This is a genomic window from Escherichia sp. R1 (assembly GCF_003000935.1).
Classification (GTDB): domain Bacteria; phylum Pseudomonadota; class Gammaproteobacteria; order Enterobacterales; family Enterobacteriaceae; genus Escherichia; species Escherichia coli.
The window spans coordinates 48,790-63,879 of the sequence record NZ_PSRU01000023.1 but is presented as its reverse complement, the minus strand read 5'-3'; the positions used below and the strand labels follow the sequence as shown (position 1 = coordinate 63,879).

At 51.8% G+C, this 15,090-nt stretch carries 14 protein-coding genes and 1 pseudogene; 1 reads left to right on the top strand and 14 read right to left on the bottom strand.

What is annotated here, in order from left to right; genetic code table 11:
- Positions 1 to 158 precede the first annotated feature (158 nt).
- The 14 genes from emrB to C4F37_RS23160 all read right to left on the bottom strand — a co-directional run bounded on the left by emrB (position 159) and on the right by C4F37_RS23160 (position 14,239).
- The gene (emrB, locus tag C4F37_RS23235; protein ID WP_001539415.1) at positions 159 to 1,697 is read right to left on the bottom strand and encodes a multidrug efflux MFS transporter permease subunit EmrB; all 1,539 of its coding nucleotides are present in this window, start codon (positions 1,695 to 1,697) and stop codon (positions 159 to 161) included.
- Positions 1,698 to 1,713: 16 nt separating this feature from the next.
- Entirely contained in the window at positions 1,714 to 2,886 is a 1,173-nt protein-coding gene (emrA, locus tag C4F37_RS23230) for a multidrug efflux MFS transporter periplasmic adaptor subunit EmrA (protein ID WP_001295175.1), read from the bottom strand.
- Between the two features lie 126 nt (positions 2,887 to 3,012).
- Positions 3,013 to 3,543 carry a multidrug efflux transporter EmrAB transcriptional repressor EmrR gene (emrR, locus tag C4F37_RS23225; RefSeq protein WP_000378442.1) on the bottom strand — a complete coding sequence of 177 codons (531 nt, stop codon included), beginning with the start codon at positions 3,541 to 3,543 and terminating at the stop codon, positions 3,013 to 3,015.
- Positions 3,544 to 3,633: 90 nt separating this feature from the next.
- The gene (gene ygaH, locus C4F37_RS23220) at positions 3,634 to 3,969 is read right to left on the bottom strand and encodes an L-valine transporter subunit YgaH (RefSeq protein WP_000119749.1); all 336 of its coding nucleotides are present in this window, start codon (positions 3,967 to 3,969) and stop codon (positions 3,634 to 3,636) included.
- Positions 3,959 to 4,696, bottom strand: a complete 738-nt coding sequence (gene ygaZ / locus C4F37_RS23215; protein ID WP_000445656.1) for an L-valine exporter subunit YgaZ — start codon at positions 4,694 to 4,696, stop codon at positions 3,959 to 3,961. Before ygaZ ends, ygaH begins: the two co-directional genes overlap by 11 nt.
- A gap of 123 nt (positions 4,697 to 4,819) precedes the next feature.
- Positions 4,820 to 6,004 (bottom strand): MFS transporter, encoded by a 1,185-nt coding sequence (locus C4F37_RS23210; protein WP_000165690.1) that lies wholly within the window; start codon positions 6,002 to 6,004, stop codon positions 4,820 to 4,822.
- Positions 6,005 to 6,195: 191 nt separating this feature from the next.
- Positions 6,196 to 7,188 carry a glycine betaine/L-proline ABC transporter substrate-binding protein ProX gene (gene proX, locus C4F37_RS23205; RefSeq protein WP_001216530.1) on the bottom strand — a complete coding sequence of 331 codons (993 nt, stop codon included), beginning with the start codon at positions 7,186 to 7,188 and terminating at the stop codon, positions 6,196 to 6,198.
- A gap of 56 nt (positions 7,189 to 7,244) precedes the next feature.
- On the bottom strand, positions 7,245 to 8,309 hold the full coding sequence (gene proW / locus C4F37_RS23200; RefSeq protein ID WP_000774978.1) for a glycine betaine/L-proline ABC transporter permease ProW: 1,065 nt from the start codon (positions 8,307 to 8,309) through the stop codon (positions 7,245 to 7,247).
- Positions 8,302 to 9,504 carry a glycine betaine/L-proline ABC transporter ATP-binding protein ProV gene (gene proV, locus C4F37_RS23195; RefSeq protein ID WP_000985490.1) on the bottom strand — a complete coding sequence of 401 codons (1,203 nt, stop codon included), beginning with the start codon at positions 9,502 to 9,504 and terminating at the stop codon, positions 8,302 to 8,304. The genes proW and proV overlap by 8 nt, the downstream gene beginning before the upstream one ends.
- Before the next feature lie 356 nt (positions 9,505 to 9,860).
- The gene (gene nrdF, locus C4F37_RS23185) at positions 9,861 to 10,820 is read right to left on the bottom strand and encodes a class 1b ribonucleoside-diphosphate reductase subunit beta (RefSeq protein ID WP_000777941.1); all 960 of its coding nucleotides are present in this window, start codon (positions 10,818 to 10,820) and stop codon (positions 9,861 to 9,863) included.
- A gap of 9 nt (positions 10,821 to 10,829) precedes the next feature.
- The gene (gene nrdE / locus C4F37_RS23180) at positions 10,830 to 12,974 is read right to left on the bottom strand and encodes a class 1b ribonucleoside-diphosphate reductase subunit alpha (protein ID WP_001539410.1); all 2,145 of its coding nucleotides are present in this window, start codon (positions 12,972 to 12,974) and stop codon (positions 10,830 to 10,832) included.
- Complete coding sequence (gene nrdI / locus C4F37_RS23175; protein ID WP_000080947.1) at positions 12,947 to 13,357, bottom strand: class Ib ribonucleoside-diphosphate reductase assembly flavoprotein NrdI; 411 nt, start codon at positions 13,355 to 13,357, stop codon at positions 12,947 to 12,949. Before nrdI ends, nrdE begins: the two co-directional genes overlap by 28 nt.
- Complete coding sequence (gene nrdH / locus C4F37_RS23170) at positions 13,354 to 13,599, bottom strand: glutaredoxin-like protein NrdH (protein ID WP_001223227.1); 246 nt, start codon at positions 13,597 to 13,599, stop codon at positions 13,354 to 13,356. The genes nrdI and nrdH overlap by 4 nt, the downstream gene beginning before the upstream one ends.
- A gap of 208 nt (positions 13,600 to 13,807) precedes the next feature.
- Positions 13,808 to 14,239, bottom strand: a complete 432-nt coding sequence (locus tag C4F37_RS23160; RefSeq protein ID WP_000209797.1) for a carboxymuconolactone decarboxylase family protein — start codon at positions 14,237 to 14,239, stop codon at positions 13,808 to 13,810.
- A gap of 77 nt (positions 14,240 to 14,316) precedes the next feature.
- On the opposite strand from C4F37_RS23160, the pseudogene C4F37_RS23155 reads away from it, so the two are divergent.
- Positions 14,317 to 15,072, top strand: a pseudogene (locus tag C4F37_RS23155) (aminotransferase-like domain-containing protein); the annotation flags it as partial.
- Between the last annotated feature and the right edge of the window lie 18 nt (positions 15,073 to 15,090).

Here is a 15,090-nt window from a genome sequence, read left to right as displayed (position 1 = left end):
TGTTTGACACTTGCAGTTGCCAGACCGCAAGGTGTTTTAACAAATCAAAAGGGGTTTTAATAACTGGCTCAAAGCTGAAAGCTTTCCGGAACCCCCAGCCTAGCTGGGGGTTTTCTGTGCACAAAAAAGCCAGTTCAAATGAACTGGCTTAGTTGTACTTAGTGCGCACCACCTCCGCCGCCACCTGCGCCAAATGGCGGTTTAGCAAACCACACCAGCCCCAGCAGGACGAGGAATATCCCGGCTGACATCCAGAAGATCTCATTGGCGGAAATAATCAGCCCCTGATTGGTTATCTGCTGGGCAATCCAGCCTGATGCCTGCTGTTGCGTCATACCAAGCCCTTCCAGTTGACTGTACATCGCCTGAGCATTCGGGTTGAACGGGTTTACCGACTCAGTCAACTGCGCATGGTGCATCGACTCGCGGTTGGTCCACATGGTCGTGGTTATCGACGTGCCGATAGACCCCGCCAGCGTTCGCGTAAAGTTGGAGAGGCTTGATGCCGCCGCCAGTCGTTCCGGTGGCAAACCGGACAGCGTAATGGTGGTCAGCGGCATAAAGAAGCAGGCCACCGCAAAACCCTGGATAAACTGTGGCCAGGCCGACGCGCCAAAATCCATACCCGGTTCAAAGGTATAGGCACGCCAGTAGAAGCAGACGGCATACATAATAAAGCTGAAGGTTACCAGTCGGCGCATATCCAGTTTATGCGCAAAGCGGCCGATAATCGGCGACAGGATCACCGGAATAATCCCTACCGGCGCAGAGGCCAGCCCTGCCCACGTCGCCGTGTAACCGTAGACCTCCTGCAACAACTGCGGCAGCAGAACAATCGCGCCGAAGTAGAGCATATACGCGAGGCTGATACACAAGCAGCCGATGGTGAAGTTACGCGACTTAAACAACGACAGATCGACTATCGGGTTATCGTCGGTCAGCTCCCAGACAATCAGGAAGCAGATAGCCACCACCGCCACCACGGTGAGGATGATAATTTCCTGTGATGAGAACCAGTCCAGCTCTTTACCGCGGTCGAGCATAATCTGCAGGCTGCCGATACCAATAACCAGCAGTGCCAGCCCCACGGCATCAATCCGCCGCCGTTCGGTGCGGGTTTCACGTCCGCGCAGAGTTTGCAGTGTCATCAACACCACCGCCACGCCAATCGGCACGTTGATGAAGAATATCCAGCCCCAGTGGTAATTATCACTGATATAACCGCCGAGGATCGGGCCGCAAATTGGCGCAACAATCACCGTCATCGACCACAACGCCAGCGCGATCGAGCGTTTGGCTGGCGGGTAGTTATTCAGCAATAGACTTTGCGAAAGCGGGATCAGCGGCCCGGCGACAATCCCCTGAATCACGCGGAAGAAGATCAGCATATTCAGGCTGCTGGAGACACCACACGCCCACGACGCAATAGCAAAGGCGATGGTTGACCAGAGGAACAATTTCACTTCCCCGATGCGCTTTGCCAGCCAGCCGGTAAGCGGGATCGAGATGGCATTCGCCACCCCGAAAGAAGTGATCACCCACGTTCCCTGGCTGAGCGATGAGCCCAGATTCCCGGCGATAGTGGGGATCGCCACGTTAGCAATGGTGGAGTCCAGCACCTGCATGAATGTCGCCAGTGACAGCGCAATCGTCATAATGACCAGTTGTGCGCCTTCCAGCGGTTTTTGCTGTTGCATCACACGCACCTCTGGATTAGCCAGCGTTAGCTTTTACGATATCGTCGATCAGTTTATTGACAGGTGCCAGGCTGATTTCACGCGCGGTGCTTACCGCGACCGGTGTGGAACGTACTTTATTTGCCAGTACCTGACCGTCACGGTTAGTGGTATTGACACTCACCAGCGTGGATAAACCGATACGCAGCGGGTATTGCTCCAGCTGTTTCTGGTCCAGTTCAATACGCACAGGCAGACGCTGAACGACTTTGATCCAGTTACCGGTGGCGTTTTGCGCCGGAAGCAGTGAGAACGCGCTACCTGTGCCCATATCCAGACCAACCACTTTACCGGTGTATTTCACATCATCGCCGTAAATATCGGTGGTGATGGTGACCGGCTGACCGATACGCATATTGGCAATCTGCGTCTCTTTAAAGTTGGCATCCACCCACATATTGGTGGCTGGAACGACCGCCATCAGCGGCGTCGTTGGGCTAATTTGCGCCCCAGGCTGTACCGCGCGGCGGGAGACATAACCGGTCATCGGACTGACAATACGGGTACGCTCCAGCGCCAGCCAGGCGTTACGTACTTCGGTGGCAGCCTGTTGTACGGCAGGCTGATCTTCCAGTTTCGTCCCCAGAATCATCGCCTGATTGGCATTGTATTGTTGAATAGCGACGTCCAGTTGCGCCTGGGCACTGGTGACGGCGTCGCGGGCGTGTTGCAGCTCTTCGCGACCAATCAGGTTGGCATTGCCCAGCGGCACACGGCGGTTGTAGTCGCTTTGTGCTTTCGCGAGGGCGATTTTTTGCACCTCAATATTCGCCTGCAACTGTTTGCTGTTAATCATCAGCTGGTGGGTTTGGCGAACGCTGGAAGCCAGTGCAGTTTTGGCTTTTTCAAATGCCTGGCGAGCATCTGTCGGGTCGAGAGTGACCAGCACGTCGCCTTCTTTTACAAAATCGGTGTTATCGGCCCAGACTTTCGTCACGCTGCCAGACACCTGAGACATAATTTGAATCTGATTCCCTGCCACGTATGCGTCATCGGTTTCTTCGAAATGACGCAGTACCAAAAACCAATAAATCCCTATCGCTACGGCAATAATTATAAAGAGCAAGGTGAGAAGGAGGAGCAGACGCTTACGTTTGCCGCTCTTCTTTACCGGTTGCTGCGGGGTTTGAGTCTCCGCATTTGCGCTCATATTGTTCTCCACGATCTTCTTAACTCATCGGCTGAGCCGACCTGCTTGCCAAAAAGGCCAGCATGTTACGATGCTGGCCGGTTATTTTTTCTTTTATAAATCTGGATTTTTGAGCGAGATGACGCGTTAGCTCATCGCTTCGAGAACCACACCGTCCTGTTCCATCTGGTCGAGACGGGAGAGCAATTTGCGGGTGATTTGCTCGAGCTGGTCTTTTTCTGTTGTGCTGAGCGCGGACCAGAGTTGATGCAGGCAGTTATGCTGCGGCGGTAAAACCTCGCGCAAAAACTCGTGACCTTTTTCCGTTAATTGCAGATGCAGACAGCGGCGATCGTTATCGCTTTCACGACGTTCGATCCAACCGCGTTTTTCCAGTTCATCGGCAATACGCGTCGCGTTGGTACGGGATGATCCAAGAGCACAACTCAATTCAGAAGGCTGAATACTGTGGTTTTCCTGAGACTCCAGCGTAATCAACGCCATAAACAACGTCTCGTTAATCCCCTGAGCCTTCAGCATTTTATTGCGGTTTTCCAGCAGCTTGCTTTGCATATGCATGCAAAGACGGGTCAGAAGGATCTCCTGATAAGGAAAATCTTCGTGGCGGCTGGCGCGAAATTTTAGCATTTGTTCAATGGGCGTAAACGAACTATCCATTTGGGTATGACCTCATTAATTTCAGCCGATATAGTAACGACAGTGACAAATAAAGTAAATGTATTGTTTTAGAAAAATGATTCTTGTGGGTTATATAATCGCCATCACTTTCCAGGCGAGCCCATAGGCCAGCGCACTAAGCAGTGTTGGGATGATAATGCTGCGTGTTTTATAGAAACTGGCACCCAGTACCGCGAAGCCGACCAGTGTGGGCACGAAACGGCGTGTATCGTGCATCACTTCTGGTGCGGTAGAGACAACCAGCAGAGCGCATATCGAGGCGATGCCAATGGTGTCGAGCAAAATACCTACCGCGCCACGTTTGGTTGGGCGGGCATTACCCACACGCAGGCGCAGCGGCAGATAGCGGAAGCAATAATTCGCCGCGCCAACCAGTAACCCAAGCAGCAGAACCTCATAGCTCATCGGGCGCTCCTTGCCAGAATGCCTGGATTAACGCAGTGAGGCAGCCACAGACAATGCCTGCCAGAATGGCGACGGGAATAGAAAATAGCGTTACGCCTGCAAGGGCACCAACTAACGCTGCGGTAACGCAAAGAGATTGTTTGCGCTGGAAAGAGGCGAGCAGGAAACTCATAAAGAGTGCCGGAAGCATAAAACCTAATGCTGCTTCAACGGCGGGATAACCTTGCAGAAAGCCGCTGCCGGAGAATGCCCCTATTACCGTACCAAATACCCACGATGACCATGAACTGAAGGCAATGCCGATCATCCAGTTTTCGCTCCAGCGGCGATTATTGCGTACCAGTTTTGCGGTTGCGGCGGCAAAAACCTCATCCGTCAGGCCAAACGCCCACAGGGCGGTTTTCGATTTTTGCAGACGCTGAATAATACGGCTACGCAGTGACGGGCCATACAAAACATGGCGAACATCCATTGCCATGACGGTCAGTGCAGCAACCCACAAACTACTCCCGGCTGCCAGCATCGCGGTAATGACGAACTGGCTCGCGCCTGCATAAATGATGCAGGAGAAAAAAACGCTTTCGAGAGGAGAGAATCCCAGACGGGTCGCATTCAGACCGAACGCAAAGGCCACCGGAATATAACTAATAACAATCGGTAAACTGTCTTTGCATCCTTCCATGAAGGTCGCCGAACCAGGAGCAGGCTGTGGAGTAGGGCTTTCCATAGAGTGTACGCTTAACGATTGTTAATATTATAAATAGACTGAATGAATATCTTAACCTTATCAGACTGATGGGCTTCTTAACACCCTTATAAGTGTAAAGCCACGAAAACGGTTGCTGATTGCTTAATTTGCGGCTTCCTGACGATGAAAACCTCGCCACCAGACCAGTAAGTTAACCAGGGCAATCGTCGCGCCAGCCAGACACACGCCAGCCCAACCGCCATGTTGCCAGGCTGAGGCTGAAATTAGCGAACCGGCGGCACCGCCAATAAAGTAGCTGGTCATGTAACCTGCGGTCAGGCGATTACGCGCATCAGGGTGTATTCGATAAATTACCGTCTGGTTAGTGATATGCACGCCCTGCACGGTGAGGTCCAGCACCAGGATGCCGATAATCAGCGCCAGTACGGAAGTGTGACCAAACCAGATTGCCAGCCATGAAAGTAACAGCAGCAGCAGACCGAAAGTTGTGGTGTGGTGCGATTTGCCCTTATCGGCAAAACCGCCCGCCGGACGAGCGCCCAACGCTCCGGCAGCTCCCGCAAGCCCAAACAGACCAATTACACCATCGCTGTAGTTAAAAGGTGGAGCGGCAAGCAAAAAGGCCATTGAGGTCCAGAGAATGCTGAAGTTGGCAAAGGTCAGGCAGCCCAGCAACGCGCGGGTGCGCAGGATCTTATTGCTGATAAACATGCTGAAAACGGAACCCAACAACTGTGGGTAGTTGAGGTGGGTTTCTGATTTCATTTGTGGCAGACCACGCCATAATGCCAGCGCCATCAGTGCCATTAACATCGAAGCAACCCAAAAGACGGTGCGCCAGCCGCCGAGATTCGCCAGCAATCCGGCAACGGTCCGTGCGAGTAAGATCCCCAATAGCAGACCGCTCATAATGGTGCCAACCACTTTGCCGCGTTTGTCCGGTGAAGCCAGTGTCGCTGCCAGTGGAACCAGAATTTGTGCCACGACTGAAAATAAACCGGTTAATGCTGTACCGAGGATCATCATCGCCAGCGACTGACTGCTGGCAGTGATTAACATGCCGCCTGCTGCCAGTAAGGTCATCGAGACAATCAGGCGGCGGCGTTCAAACATATCACCGAGGGGAACAAGAAACAGCAGACCTGCGGCATAGCCCAACTGTGCGGCGGTAACAATAAAGCCTGCCGAACTGGCGGAAAGGGAAAAGTTACGCGCGATGGTGTCGAGCAATGGCTGGGCGTAATAGTTACTGGCTACCGCCAGACCGGTGGCGATAGACATCAGCACGATCAGCGCCGGGCTAAGCTCATGATTAGGTTTAGTCATTATTTTTGTTCATCAGGTGATGATTAAGCTGGAAATCAATAATAGCGGATGTTGATGAATATGGGATGAAAGATAGATTGTTGAAATGTGCGGTGTGGTTTGTAGGTATGATAAGACGCGCCAGCGTCGCATCAGGCATTGTGTACAGAGCGGCGGATGAGGCAAAAACGCCTTATCCGCCCGAATAAAAATTACTTCTGCGCTGCCAGCGCTTCATTCACCCAGCCATCGAACTGCTGCTGGTGGGCTTTGATCCAACCATCAACGTGGCCCTGAATATCGTCTTCTGAGGCTTTGCCGTCATGCATGATGGCGTTCTGGGCGTTAATATCAGCCACTGGTAACTGCATAATGGCAAACAGTTTCGCTGCTGCCGGGTTTTTCTCGGCCCAGGCTTTGTTGGCAACGATATGCATGGTACTGACCGGGAAGCCGTAATTCGCGCCATTCGGCAGTTTGGTATCGGCATTTTTATCGCCCGGCAGTGCGGAGAACGGCACCTGCAACCAGACCACATCTTTCCCCGGTTTCAGTTCGTTACTCACCCAGTACGGCGTCCAGGTGTAGTAAAACACCGGCTTACCCTCTTTGTAACGACTGATGGTGTCAGCCATCATCGCTGCGTAGTTCCCCTGATTATGCGTCACGGTATTGGTCAGTCCATACGCGGCAAGCTGGTGGTTGATCGCACCTTCGCAGCCCCAGCCTGGGTTACAGCCGGTTAAATCCGCTTTACCGTCGCCGTTGGTATCGAACAGTTTGGCGATCTTCGGATCTTTAAGTTGCGCGATGTTGGTAATTTTATACTGGTCGGCAGTTTTCTTATCGATCAGGTAACCCTGTGCCGCGCCGTTAACAAATACTCCTTCACGATAAAATTTCTTATCGCCACCGGCAGCTTCGTACATGTTGTCATGCAGTGGCGTCCAGTTCACTGCGGTGAAGGTTGCATCGCCGGAAGCAAGCGAGGTGTAGCCAACGTTGTAATCCACTTCGCTGGGTTTATTGACGGTATAACCTAATTTCTCCAGCGCACGACTTACCAGCAGTGTCTGGAAGGTTTCTTCGGTGATGGTGCTTTGAACTGGATTAACAGTAATGCCTTTGCCCGGCAGGTCGGCAGCAAAAGTTTGTGTAGAGATAAGCGTGGCAAACGCTGTCGCAAAAAGTACGCTATGTCGCATTGTTATTCCTTTTTTTGGCAGGGTGATATGCCCGGCGTCACCGGGCAAGTGCAGAGTTACTTAATGAATGGGCGGGTCAGCAGACCGACAGGGCCAGTGGTGTACCAGCGACGATTGCCGCGACTGCGTGAGTCGCGCCCAACGGCCTGCGTCAGGCGGTCGAGGATAATGGCGAGGATCACAATCCCGACGCCGCCAACGGTGGCAAGCCCCATATCCAGACGACCGATACCGCGAAGTACCATCTGACCCAGCCCGCCGACGGCAATCATCGAGGCGATGACCACCATAGAAAGGGCCAGCATCAGCGTCTGGTTAACGCCCGCCATAATGGTTGGCATCGCCAGCGGTAACTGAACTTTGAACAGCATCTGGCGCGGGCTGGCACCGAATGAGCGCGAGGCTTCAATCAGATCCGCCGGAACCTGGTTAATTCCCAGAATCGTCAGACGGATAATCGGCGGCAGCGCAAAGATGATCGTCACCACCACGCCTGGCACGTTGCCGATACCAAACAGCATGACGATTGGCACCAGATAAACAAACGCGGGCGTGGTCTGCATGGCATCAAGCAGTGGACGAATAATTTTCGCCGCTCGCGGACTTCTCGCCAGCCAGATCCCCAACGGCAAACCTATGACGATACAGAACAGCAGGGCTGTTAACACCAGCGCCAGGGTAACCATTGCCTGTGACCAGGCACCGATTGCGCCGATGGCAATTAGCGAAACCAGCGTCGCCACGCCCATTCCGACCCCGGAAATCTGCCAGGCGATGAGAGCGAAAACGATAATCGCCACCGGCGCGGGCATACCCAGCAGCAATTGCTGGAAACCGTTGAGGATGTAATCAACCGGAACGCGCACGCCCTGAAAGACGGGACGAAAATGGGTAACGACCCAGTCGATCCCTTCAGTGACCCAACTGTCGAGCGGGATCAGCGTTTTATGGAACGGATCGAGAATATTAAAATGCTCGACGTTTGGCGCAGGCGTACTGGTCAGCCAGTCAGCGCCACCGCCGTCAGTCGGTGCAGTCGCCGGTGTACCCCAGGCGTCTGCGGATTGTGCAGCACTGTCCGCCGCTGGCGTGGTATCCCACGGATTATTTTGATCAGCCATTATTTACCCCCTCACGATCTAAAGCGCGCAGCAGCATTCCTTTCGAAATGATGCCGACATACTGTTGGTCCTCGTCGACCACGGGCACCGCACAGGGTGCCTGTCCGACATGAGAGAGCAATTCGCTAAGAGGCGTTTGTGCATCGACCGCTAACGGCGCATCAATCAGCGCCGCATCAAGACCTTGCTGCTGCGTTAACGCGGCTTTAAGCGAATCGATAGACACAGCGCCGACAAACTTATTACCGCGTTCGATGACGTAGCCATATTCGCGATCTTCATCCTGCAATAATTTCAGTGCCGAACGCGGGCCGAAGCCGGGGGTTTTACGAATTAAGCCGTTCGGTGTACGACGGGCAATATCTTTCGCACTGAACACCTGGCTAATATCGACGCCACGGAAGAAGGTTCGGACATAATCATTCGCCGGATTATTAAGAATTTCATCCGGTGTACCAACCTGCACCACTTCACCATTTTGCATAATGGCAATTCGGTCACCAATACGCATAGCTTCATCGAGATCGTGGGAAATAAAGACAATGGTGCGCTGATGTTTCGCCTGTAATTTTACCAGCTCATCCTGCATCTCGGTGCGAATTAATGGATCGAGCGCCGAGAAGGCTTCGTCCATTAATAATATATCCGGATTAATCGCTAACGCGCGGGCTAATCCCACACGTTGACGCATCCCGCCAGAGAGTTCATCCGGGTAGCTGTGGGCATAATTTTCCAGCCCGACCTGACGCAGTGCATCAAGGGCTTTTTCCCGGCGTTCTTCGGCATTAATTCCGGCCAATTCCATACCGAATGCAGTATTGTCCAGCACGGTCATATGCGGCATTAAGGCAAAGGACTGGAAGACCATCGCAATCTTTTTTCTGCGCACCTCACGGAGTTCGGCGTCGGATATTTTGGCAATATCCACACCATCAATCAGCACTTGCCCGCGGGTGGGTTCAATCAGGCGATTGAGAAGGCGTACCATTGTGGATTTACCCGAACCGGATAATCCCATGATGACAAATATCTCGCCTTCTTCAATGGCCAGACTGGCGTCTTTTACGCCAAGCGATAGCCCAGTTTTTTCCAGAATTTGTTCTTTTGAAAGTCCTTGTTCGATATATTTGAAAGCTCGCTGTGGATGCTCACCAAATATTTTATAAAGATTTTTAATTTCTAATTTAATTGCCATGCAATAGAAAGATTCCTGTTATTTGTTTATGTCGATACATTACCCAATGGAAATAGTCACTTTTTTCTACCCTAACATACTGAGAATCTGAGGCAACCCCTGATGGCAAATGTGGCATGAATATTGATGTGAGCAAATCGCCGGAATTTCCCATGATATAAGGGCTGAGAGCAAATCGAGAAAAGTTGATATTTTTTGTCAAAGATAGCGAAAAAACGCCTGAATATTGTGGTTTCAGGCGAATAATGCAACAGAGTGTCAGTGTAGATCACCACAAAATATTTGCGTGATAAAAAGCTATTTGGCGGGAATTATTTCCCTGCTGCGGGTAGTGATATTTTTGAAAAATAACACCCTCAGAAATTCCAGTCTTCATCTTCTGTTTCGACCGCTTTTCCCATCACATATGAAGAGCCTGAACCGGAAAAGAAATCGTGATTTTCATCGGCATTCGGCGAAAGCGCGGCGAGGATTGCCGGATTCACTTCCGCCATTTCTGCGGGAAATAACGGTTCGTAGCCCAGATTCATCAACGCCTTATTGGCGTTGTAACAGAGAAACGCTTTCACATCGTCAGCCCACGGGGTTTCGGCGTACAGCTCATCGGTGTATTGCAACTCGTTGTCATAAAGTTCCAGCAACAAATCGAAGGCGAAACTCTTCAACTCTTCACGTTGTGCCTGGGAGATCTTTTCCATGTTTTTCTGATATTTATAGCCGATGTAATAACCGTGGACTGCTTCATCCCGGATAATCAGACGGATCAGGTCTGCGGTATTGGTTAGCTTTCCGCGGCTGGAAAAATACATCGGCAGCCAGAAACCGGAATAGAACAAAAAAGATTCAAGAAACACACTGGCGATTTTCTTTTTCAGCGGATCATCCCCGCGATAATGTTGCTGAATAATCTGAGCTTTTCGCTGCAACGGTGCGTTTTCTTCACTCCAGGCGTAGGCGGCATCGACATCTTTGGTCTGGCACAGCGTCGAGAAAATTGAACTGTAAGAGCGGGCATGAACCGCTTCCATAAAGCTGATATTTGATAATACCGCCTCTTCATGGGGGGTGAGTGCATCGGGCATCAGCGAGGGCGCGCCGATAACATTTTGCAGCGTGTCGAGCAGCGTCAGGCCAGTAAAAACGCGCATTGTTAGTTGTTGTTCTACGACACTTAATGTCTGCCATGCAGGAATATCGTTCGACAGTGGCACCTTTTCTGGTAGCCAGAAATTGCTGGTCAGGCGATTCCACACCTCCAGATCTTTATCGTCAGATATCTTGTTCCAGTTGATGGCGCTGATACGTGAGAGTTTCATAGATATTCCTTAAAGTGCACAGGAGACGCAGCCTTCAATTTCAGTGCCTTCCAGCGCCATCTGACGCAGGCGAATGTAATAGAGCGTTTTGATACCCTTGCGCCAGGCGTAAATCTGCGCTTTGTTGATATCGCGAGTGGTGGCGGTATCGGGGAAAAACAGCGTCAGCGACAGCCCCTGATCGACATGGCGAGTCGCTTCCGCGTAGGTGTCGATGATCTTTTCTGCGCCGATTTCGTAAGCGTCCTGATACAGCGCCAGATTTTCGTTAGTCATAAACGGGGCAGGGTAGTAAACGCGTCCTGTTTTGCCCTCTTTGCGTATCTCTACTTTCGCCACAATCGGATGAATACTCGACGTGGCATGGTTGATATAAGAGATAGAACCGGTTGGCGGCACCGCCTGGAGATTCTGGTTGTAGATACCATAGCGCATCACGTCGTCGCGCAGCTGTGCCCACATCTCACGGGTAGGTAACGTAATACCGCTACGGGCAAACAGTTCGCCAACTTTCGCCGTTTTCGGCTGCCAGTTACCTTGCAGATATTGGCTGAAATATTCACCACTGGCATAGCGTGACTGTTTGAACCCGGCGAAGGTTTCACCGCGTTCGCGCGCCAGCAACATCGAGGTACGCAGTGCGTGCCAGGTGATGGTATAGAAATAGAGATTGGTGAAATCCAGTGCTTCCGGCGACCCATAAGCGATGCCTTCTCGTGCCAGATAACCGTGTAAATTCATCTGCCCCAGACCGATGGCGTGTGAGGCGGCATTTCCGGCTTCGATGGACGGCACGCTGCGGATATGACTCATATCTGACACCGCCGTTAAACCGCGTACGGCAGTCTCTACCGTGCGGGCAAAGTCGGGGGAATCCATGGTGTGGGCAATATTCAACGACCCTAGATTGCAGGAAATATCATGTCCTGTACGAGCATAGTCGAGATTCTCGTCATATTCTGAGGCGCTGTTAACCTGCAAAATTTCTGAGCAGAGATTGCTCATATTTATGCGCCCGGCGATAGGGTTAGCACGGTTAACCGTGTCTTCATACATGATGTACGGATAGCCGGACTCAAACTGGATTTCTGCCAGTCGCTGGAAGAAATCACGGGCGTTGAGGTATTTTTTGCGGATGCGTTCATCGGCAACCAGTTCGTCATAGTGTTCACTGATGGCGACATCGGCAAACGGCTTGCTATAAACTCGCTCTACGTCATAGGGCGAAAACAGCGCCATCTGCGCATTCTCTTTTGCCAGATGGAAAGTGATATCCGGGATCACCACGCCCAGCGACAGTGTTTTAATGCGGATTTTTTCGTCGGCATTTTCCCGTTTTGTATCGAGAAAACGCAGAATATCGGGATGATGAGCATGTAAATAGACTGCCCCAGCCCCCTGACGCGCGCCGAGTTGGTTGGCATAGGAAAATGCGTCTTCCAGCATTTTCATCACCGGAATCACGCCAGAAGATTGATTTTCAATACGTTTAATTGGCGCGCCCGCTTCCCGCAGATTCGACAGCAAAAATGCTACGCCGCCGCCGCGTTTCGACAGTTGTAGTGCGGAATTTACTGCCCGGCCAATCGACTCCATATTGTCTTCAATACGCAGCAGAAAACAGGAAACCAGTTCGCCGCGCTGCTGCTTACCGCAGTTGAGGAATGTTGGCGTGGCTGGCTGAAAGCGTCCTGACAGCATCTCATCAGTGAGCTGCGTCGCCAGTGTTTCATCGCCTTGTGCCAGCGTCAGCGCCACCATCGTGACGCGATCGGCAAAATCTTCCAGATAACGCTTACCGTCGAATGTCTTCAACGTATAGCAGGTGTAAAACTTCCATGCTCCGAGGAATGTCTGGAAACGAAAACCGCTGGCGTGCGCGTGGGCAAACAGCGTAATGACAAAATCGCGAGAGTAGCGATTAAGGACACTTTCATCATAGTAACCTTCGTTAACCAGCCAGTTCAGGCGCTGCTGCTGGCTACTGAAGGCCACACTGTTCGGACGCACATGCGTCGTCATAAAGGCGTCTACTGCCTGGCTGTCTTTATCGAACTGAATGCGACCTGCGCTATCGTAAAGGTTAAGCATCGCATTCAGAGCGTGATAATCCATCGTTTCCTGCGTCAGGCGTTCTGCGGTTGTCGTTGCCAAAATTCGGTTACTCCTTTACGAACGTTTTCGATATCGCTTTGCGTACCCATGAGTTCAAAGCGGTACAGCCACGGCACGCCGCATTTCCGGGCAATCACATCTCCGGCGCGGCCATATGCCTCACCAAAGTTGCGATTACCCGAAGCAATAACGCCGCGCAGCAACGCCCGGTTATGCTCGTCGTTTAAAAAGCGAATGACCTGTCGTGGCACCGCGCCAGCCGTACCGCCGCCGCCGTAAGAGGGCACGATCAGGATGTAAGGCTCGTCTACCTGAATCCGTTCCCGCTCATTGAGCGGGATGCGCACCGCGGGCAGCCCTAAACGTTCGATAAAACGCTGCGTATTTTCGGAGCTGCTGGAAAAGTAGACGAGCTGGCTCATGCACTGGCCGCGTGTGGCGCTGGATGCAGACGATTGATCATGTCCGGGCGGAAACCAGACCAGCTAAGATCGCCTGCAATCACAACCGGCAACTGACGAAAGCCCTGAGCACGCAGCGCTTCTGCCGCTTCAGGAACGCGATCGACATTAATCATTTCAAAATCAAAGCCCCGGTTTTCCATCGCCCGTTTGGTGGCGTGGCACTGGACGCAATCGTTACGAGTGTAAATAGTAATGCGCATGATTCGTATTTCCGTTTAAAATGAAGATACGGCGCGATGATACGCGTCGGGTTGTCTCTCTGTTGATACAGAGATACTAGATGTAGTTGAAAAAAGATTCAACCACACAAGATATGGGAATTTTAGATTGATTACGCCACCGATGAATGGCTCAACGGGGTAGGGGATTTTGTGTTTTTTTGCCGGGCAAATACCCGGCATCAAGAAGTTACATCCGCATGGAAACGGCCAGACGGTTAAAACAATTCATCAGCCCGATGGCAAACGTTAAGTCGCTGATCTCTGCTGCGCTGAAATGCTCAAGCAAAGGCTGATAAACCTCGTCTTCCGCATGGGTTCTGGCAATTTCGGTTACCGATTCTGCCCATGCCAGCGCCGCCCGCTCGCGTTCATCAAAATGATGGCTTACGCGCCAACCTGCCAGGGCGTCCAGTTTGTGCTGTGGCACGCCGGATTTGCGCAATGCTTTGCTGTGCATCTCCAGACAAAATGCGCAGCCGTTGATTTGCGAGACGCGCAAATAAACTAACTCCATCAACGTGGTATCCAGCGTGCTATTTTCCAGTGCCGTTTTGGCCTGCACTAGTGCGTTATACACTGCCGGGCTAAGTTCGTAGTAAGGCTGACGTAATGTAGTCATACAGTTTCTCCTCTTATTAACGCCCGCAATGTAGCACTATAATGGACTGTTAAAGAGAGCCATAAATTACCTAAAAAAGCAGACCAGATGTGGAAATTTTGCCTGTGCCGGTTGATGACAATGGACTGGATATCACAAGCGGAATACAAAATTATCCTGATGCGCGTTTTGCCCTGATAACACCAGCACACCAAAGTCCGCTGGGTGTGGCGCTCTCTTTAGCGCGCAGGCATCAGATACTGGAATGGGCAGATCGTAGTCAGGCATGGATTATTGAAGATGATTATGACAGTGAGTTTCGCTATCACGGTAAGCCGTTACCGGCGTTAAAAAGTCTCGACGCACCGCAGCGGGTAATTTATGCCGGAACATTCAGCAAAGCGCTATTTCCTGCATTGCGCTGTGCGTGGCTGGTGGTGCCGGTGAAGCAAATTACACAATTCCGCCACCAGGCGTCACTGGCTCCATGTGCGGTACCTGTTCTATGGCAGAACACACTGGCAGACTTTCTTCGCGAGGGGCATTTCTGGCGGCATCTGAAGAAAATGCGTCAGCATTATGCTCAACGTCGGCAATGGATTGAGCAAGCGTTGACGCAGCAAGGATTTCAGGTTGTGCCGCAGAAAGGTGGTATCCAGATGGTGATCAGAATGATAGGCGATGATATTGCCCATGCGCGTAAAGCCAATGCTGCAGGCCTTGCGGTGCAGGCACTTAGCGACTGGCGTATCCGTTCAAGTGGGGAAGGTGGATTACTGCTTTCGTTTACTAATATCGTTAACGAAGCTATGGCGCGACAGGTAGCACAACAATTACGTAAAGCCTTAAGCTAAAAAACCCCGAAGCCAGGC

What these genes read in the sequence shown, in the direction of transcription:
- emrB (WP_001539415.1), bottom strand. Translation starts at nt 1,697, where the DNA reads ATGCAACAGCAAAAACCGCTGGAAGGCGCACAACTGGTCATTATGACG.
- emrA (WP_001295175.1), bottom strand. Translation starts at nt 2,886, where the DNA reads ATGAGCGCAAATGCGGAGACTCAAACCCCGCAGCAACCGGTAAAGAAG.
- emrR (WP_000378442.1), bottom strand. Translation starts at nt 3,543, where the DNA reads ATGGATAGTTCGTTTACGCCCATTGAACAAATGCTAAAATTTCGCGCC.
- ygaH (WP_000119749.1), bottom strand. Translation starts at nt 3,969, where the DNA reads ATGAGCTATGAGGTTCTGCTGCTTGGGTTACTGGTTGGCGCGGCGAAT.
- ygaZ (WP_000445656.1), bottom strand. Translation starts at nt 4,696, where the DNA reads ATGGAAAGCCCTACTCCACAGCCTGCTCCTGGTTCGGCGACCTTCATG.
- C4F37_RS23210 (WP_000165690.1), bottom strand. Translation starts at nt 6,004, where the DNA reads ATGACTAAACCTAATCATGAGCTTAGCCCGGCGCTGATCGTGCTGATG.
- proX (WP_001216530.1), bottom strand. Translation starts at nt 7,188, where the DNA reads ATGCGACATAGCGTACTTTTTGCGACAGCGTTTGCCACGCTTATCTCT.
- proW (WP_000774978.1), bottom strand. Translation starts at nt 8,309, where the DNA reads ATGGCTGATCAAAATAATCCGTGGGATACCACGCCAGCGGCGGACAGT.
- proV (WP_000985490.1), bottom strand. Translation starts at nt 9,504, where the DNA reads ATGGCAATTAAATTAGAAATTAAAAATCTTTATAAAATATTTGGTGAG.
- nrdF (WP_000777941.1), bottom strand. Translation starts at nt 10,820, where the DNA reads ATGAAACTCTCACGTATCAGCGCCATCAACTGGAACAAGATATCTGAC.
- nrdI (WP_000080947.1), bottom strand. Translation starts at nt 13,357, where the DNA reads ATGAGCCAGCTCGTCTACTTTTCCAGCAGCTCCGAAAATACGCAGCGT.
- nrdH (WP_001223227.1), bottom strand. Translation starts at nt 13,599, where the DNA reads ATGCGCATTACTATTTACACTCGTAACGATTGCGTCCAGTGCCACGCC.
- C4F37_RS23160 (WP_000209797.1), bottom strand. Translation starts at nt 14,239, where the DNA reads ATGACTACATTACGTCAGCCTTACTACGAACTTAGCCCGGCAGTGTAT.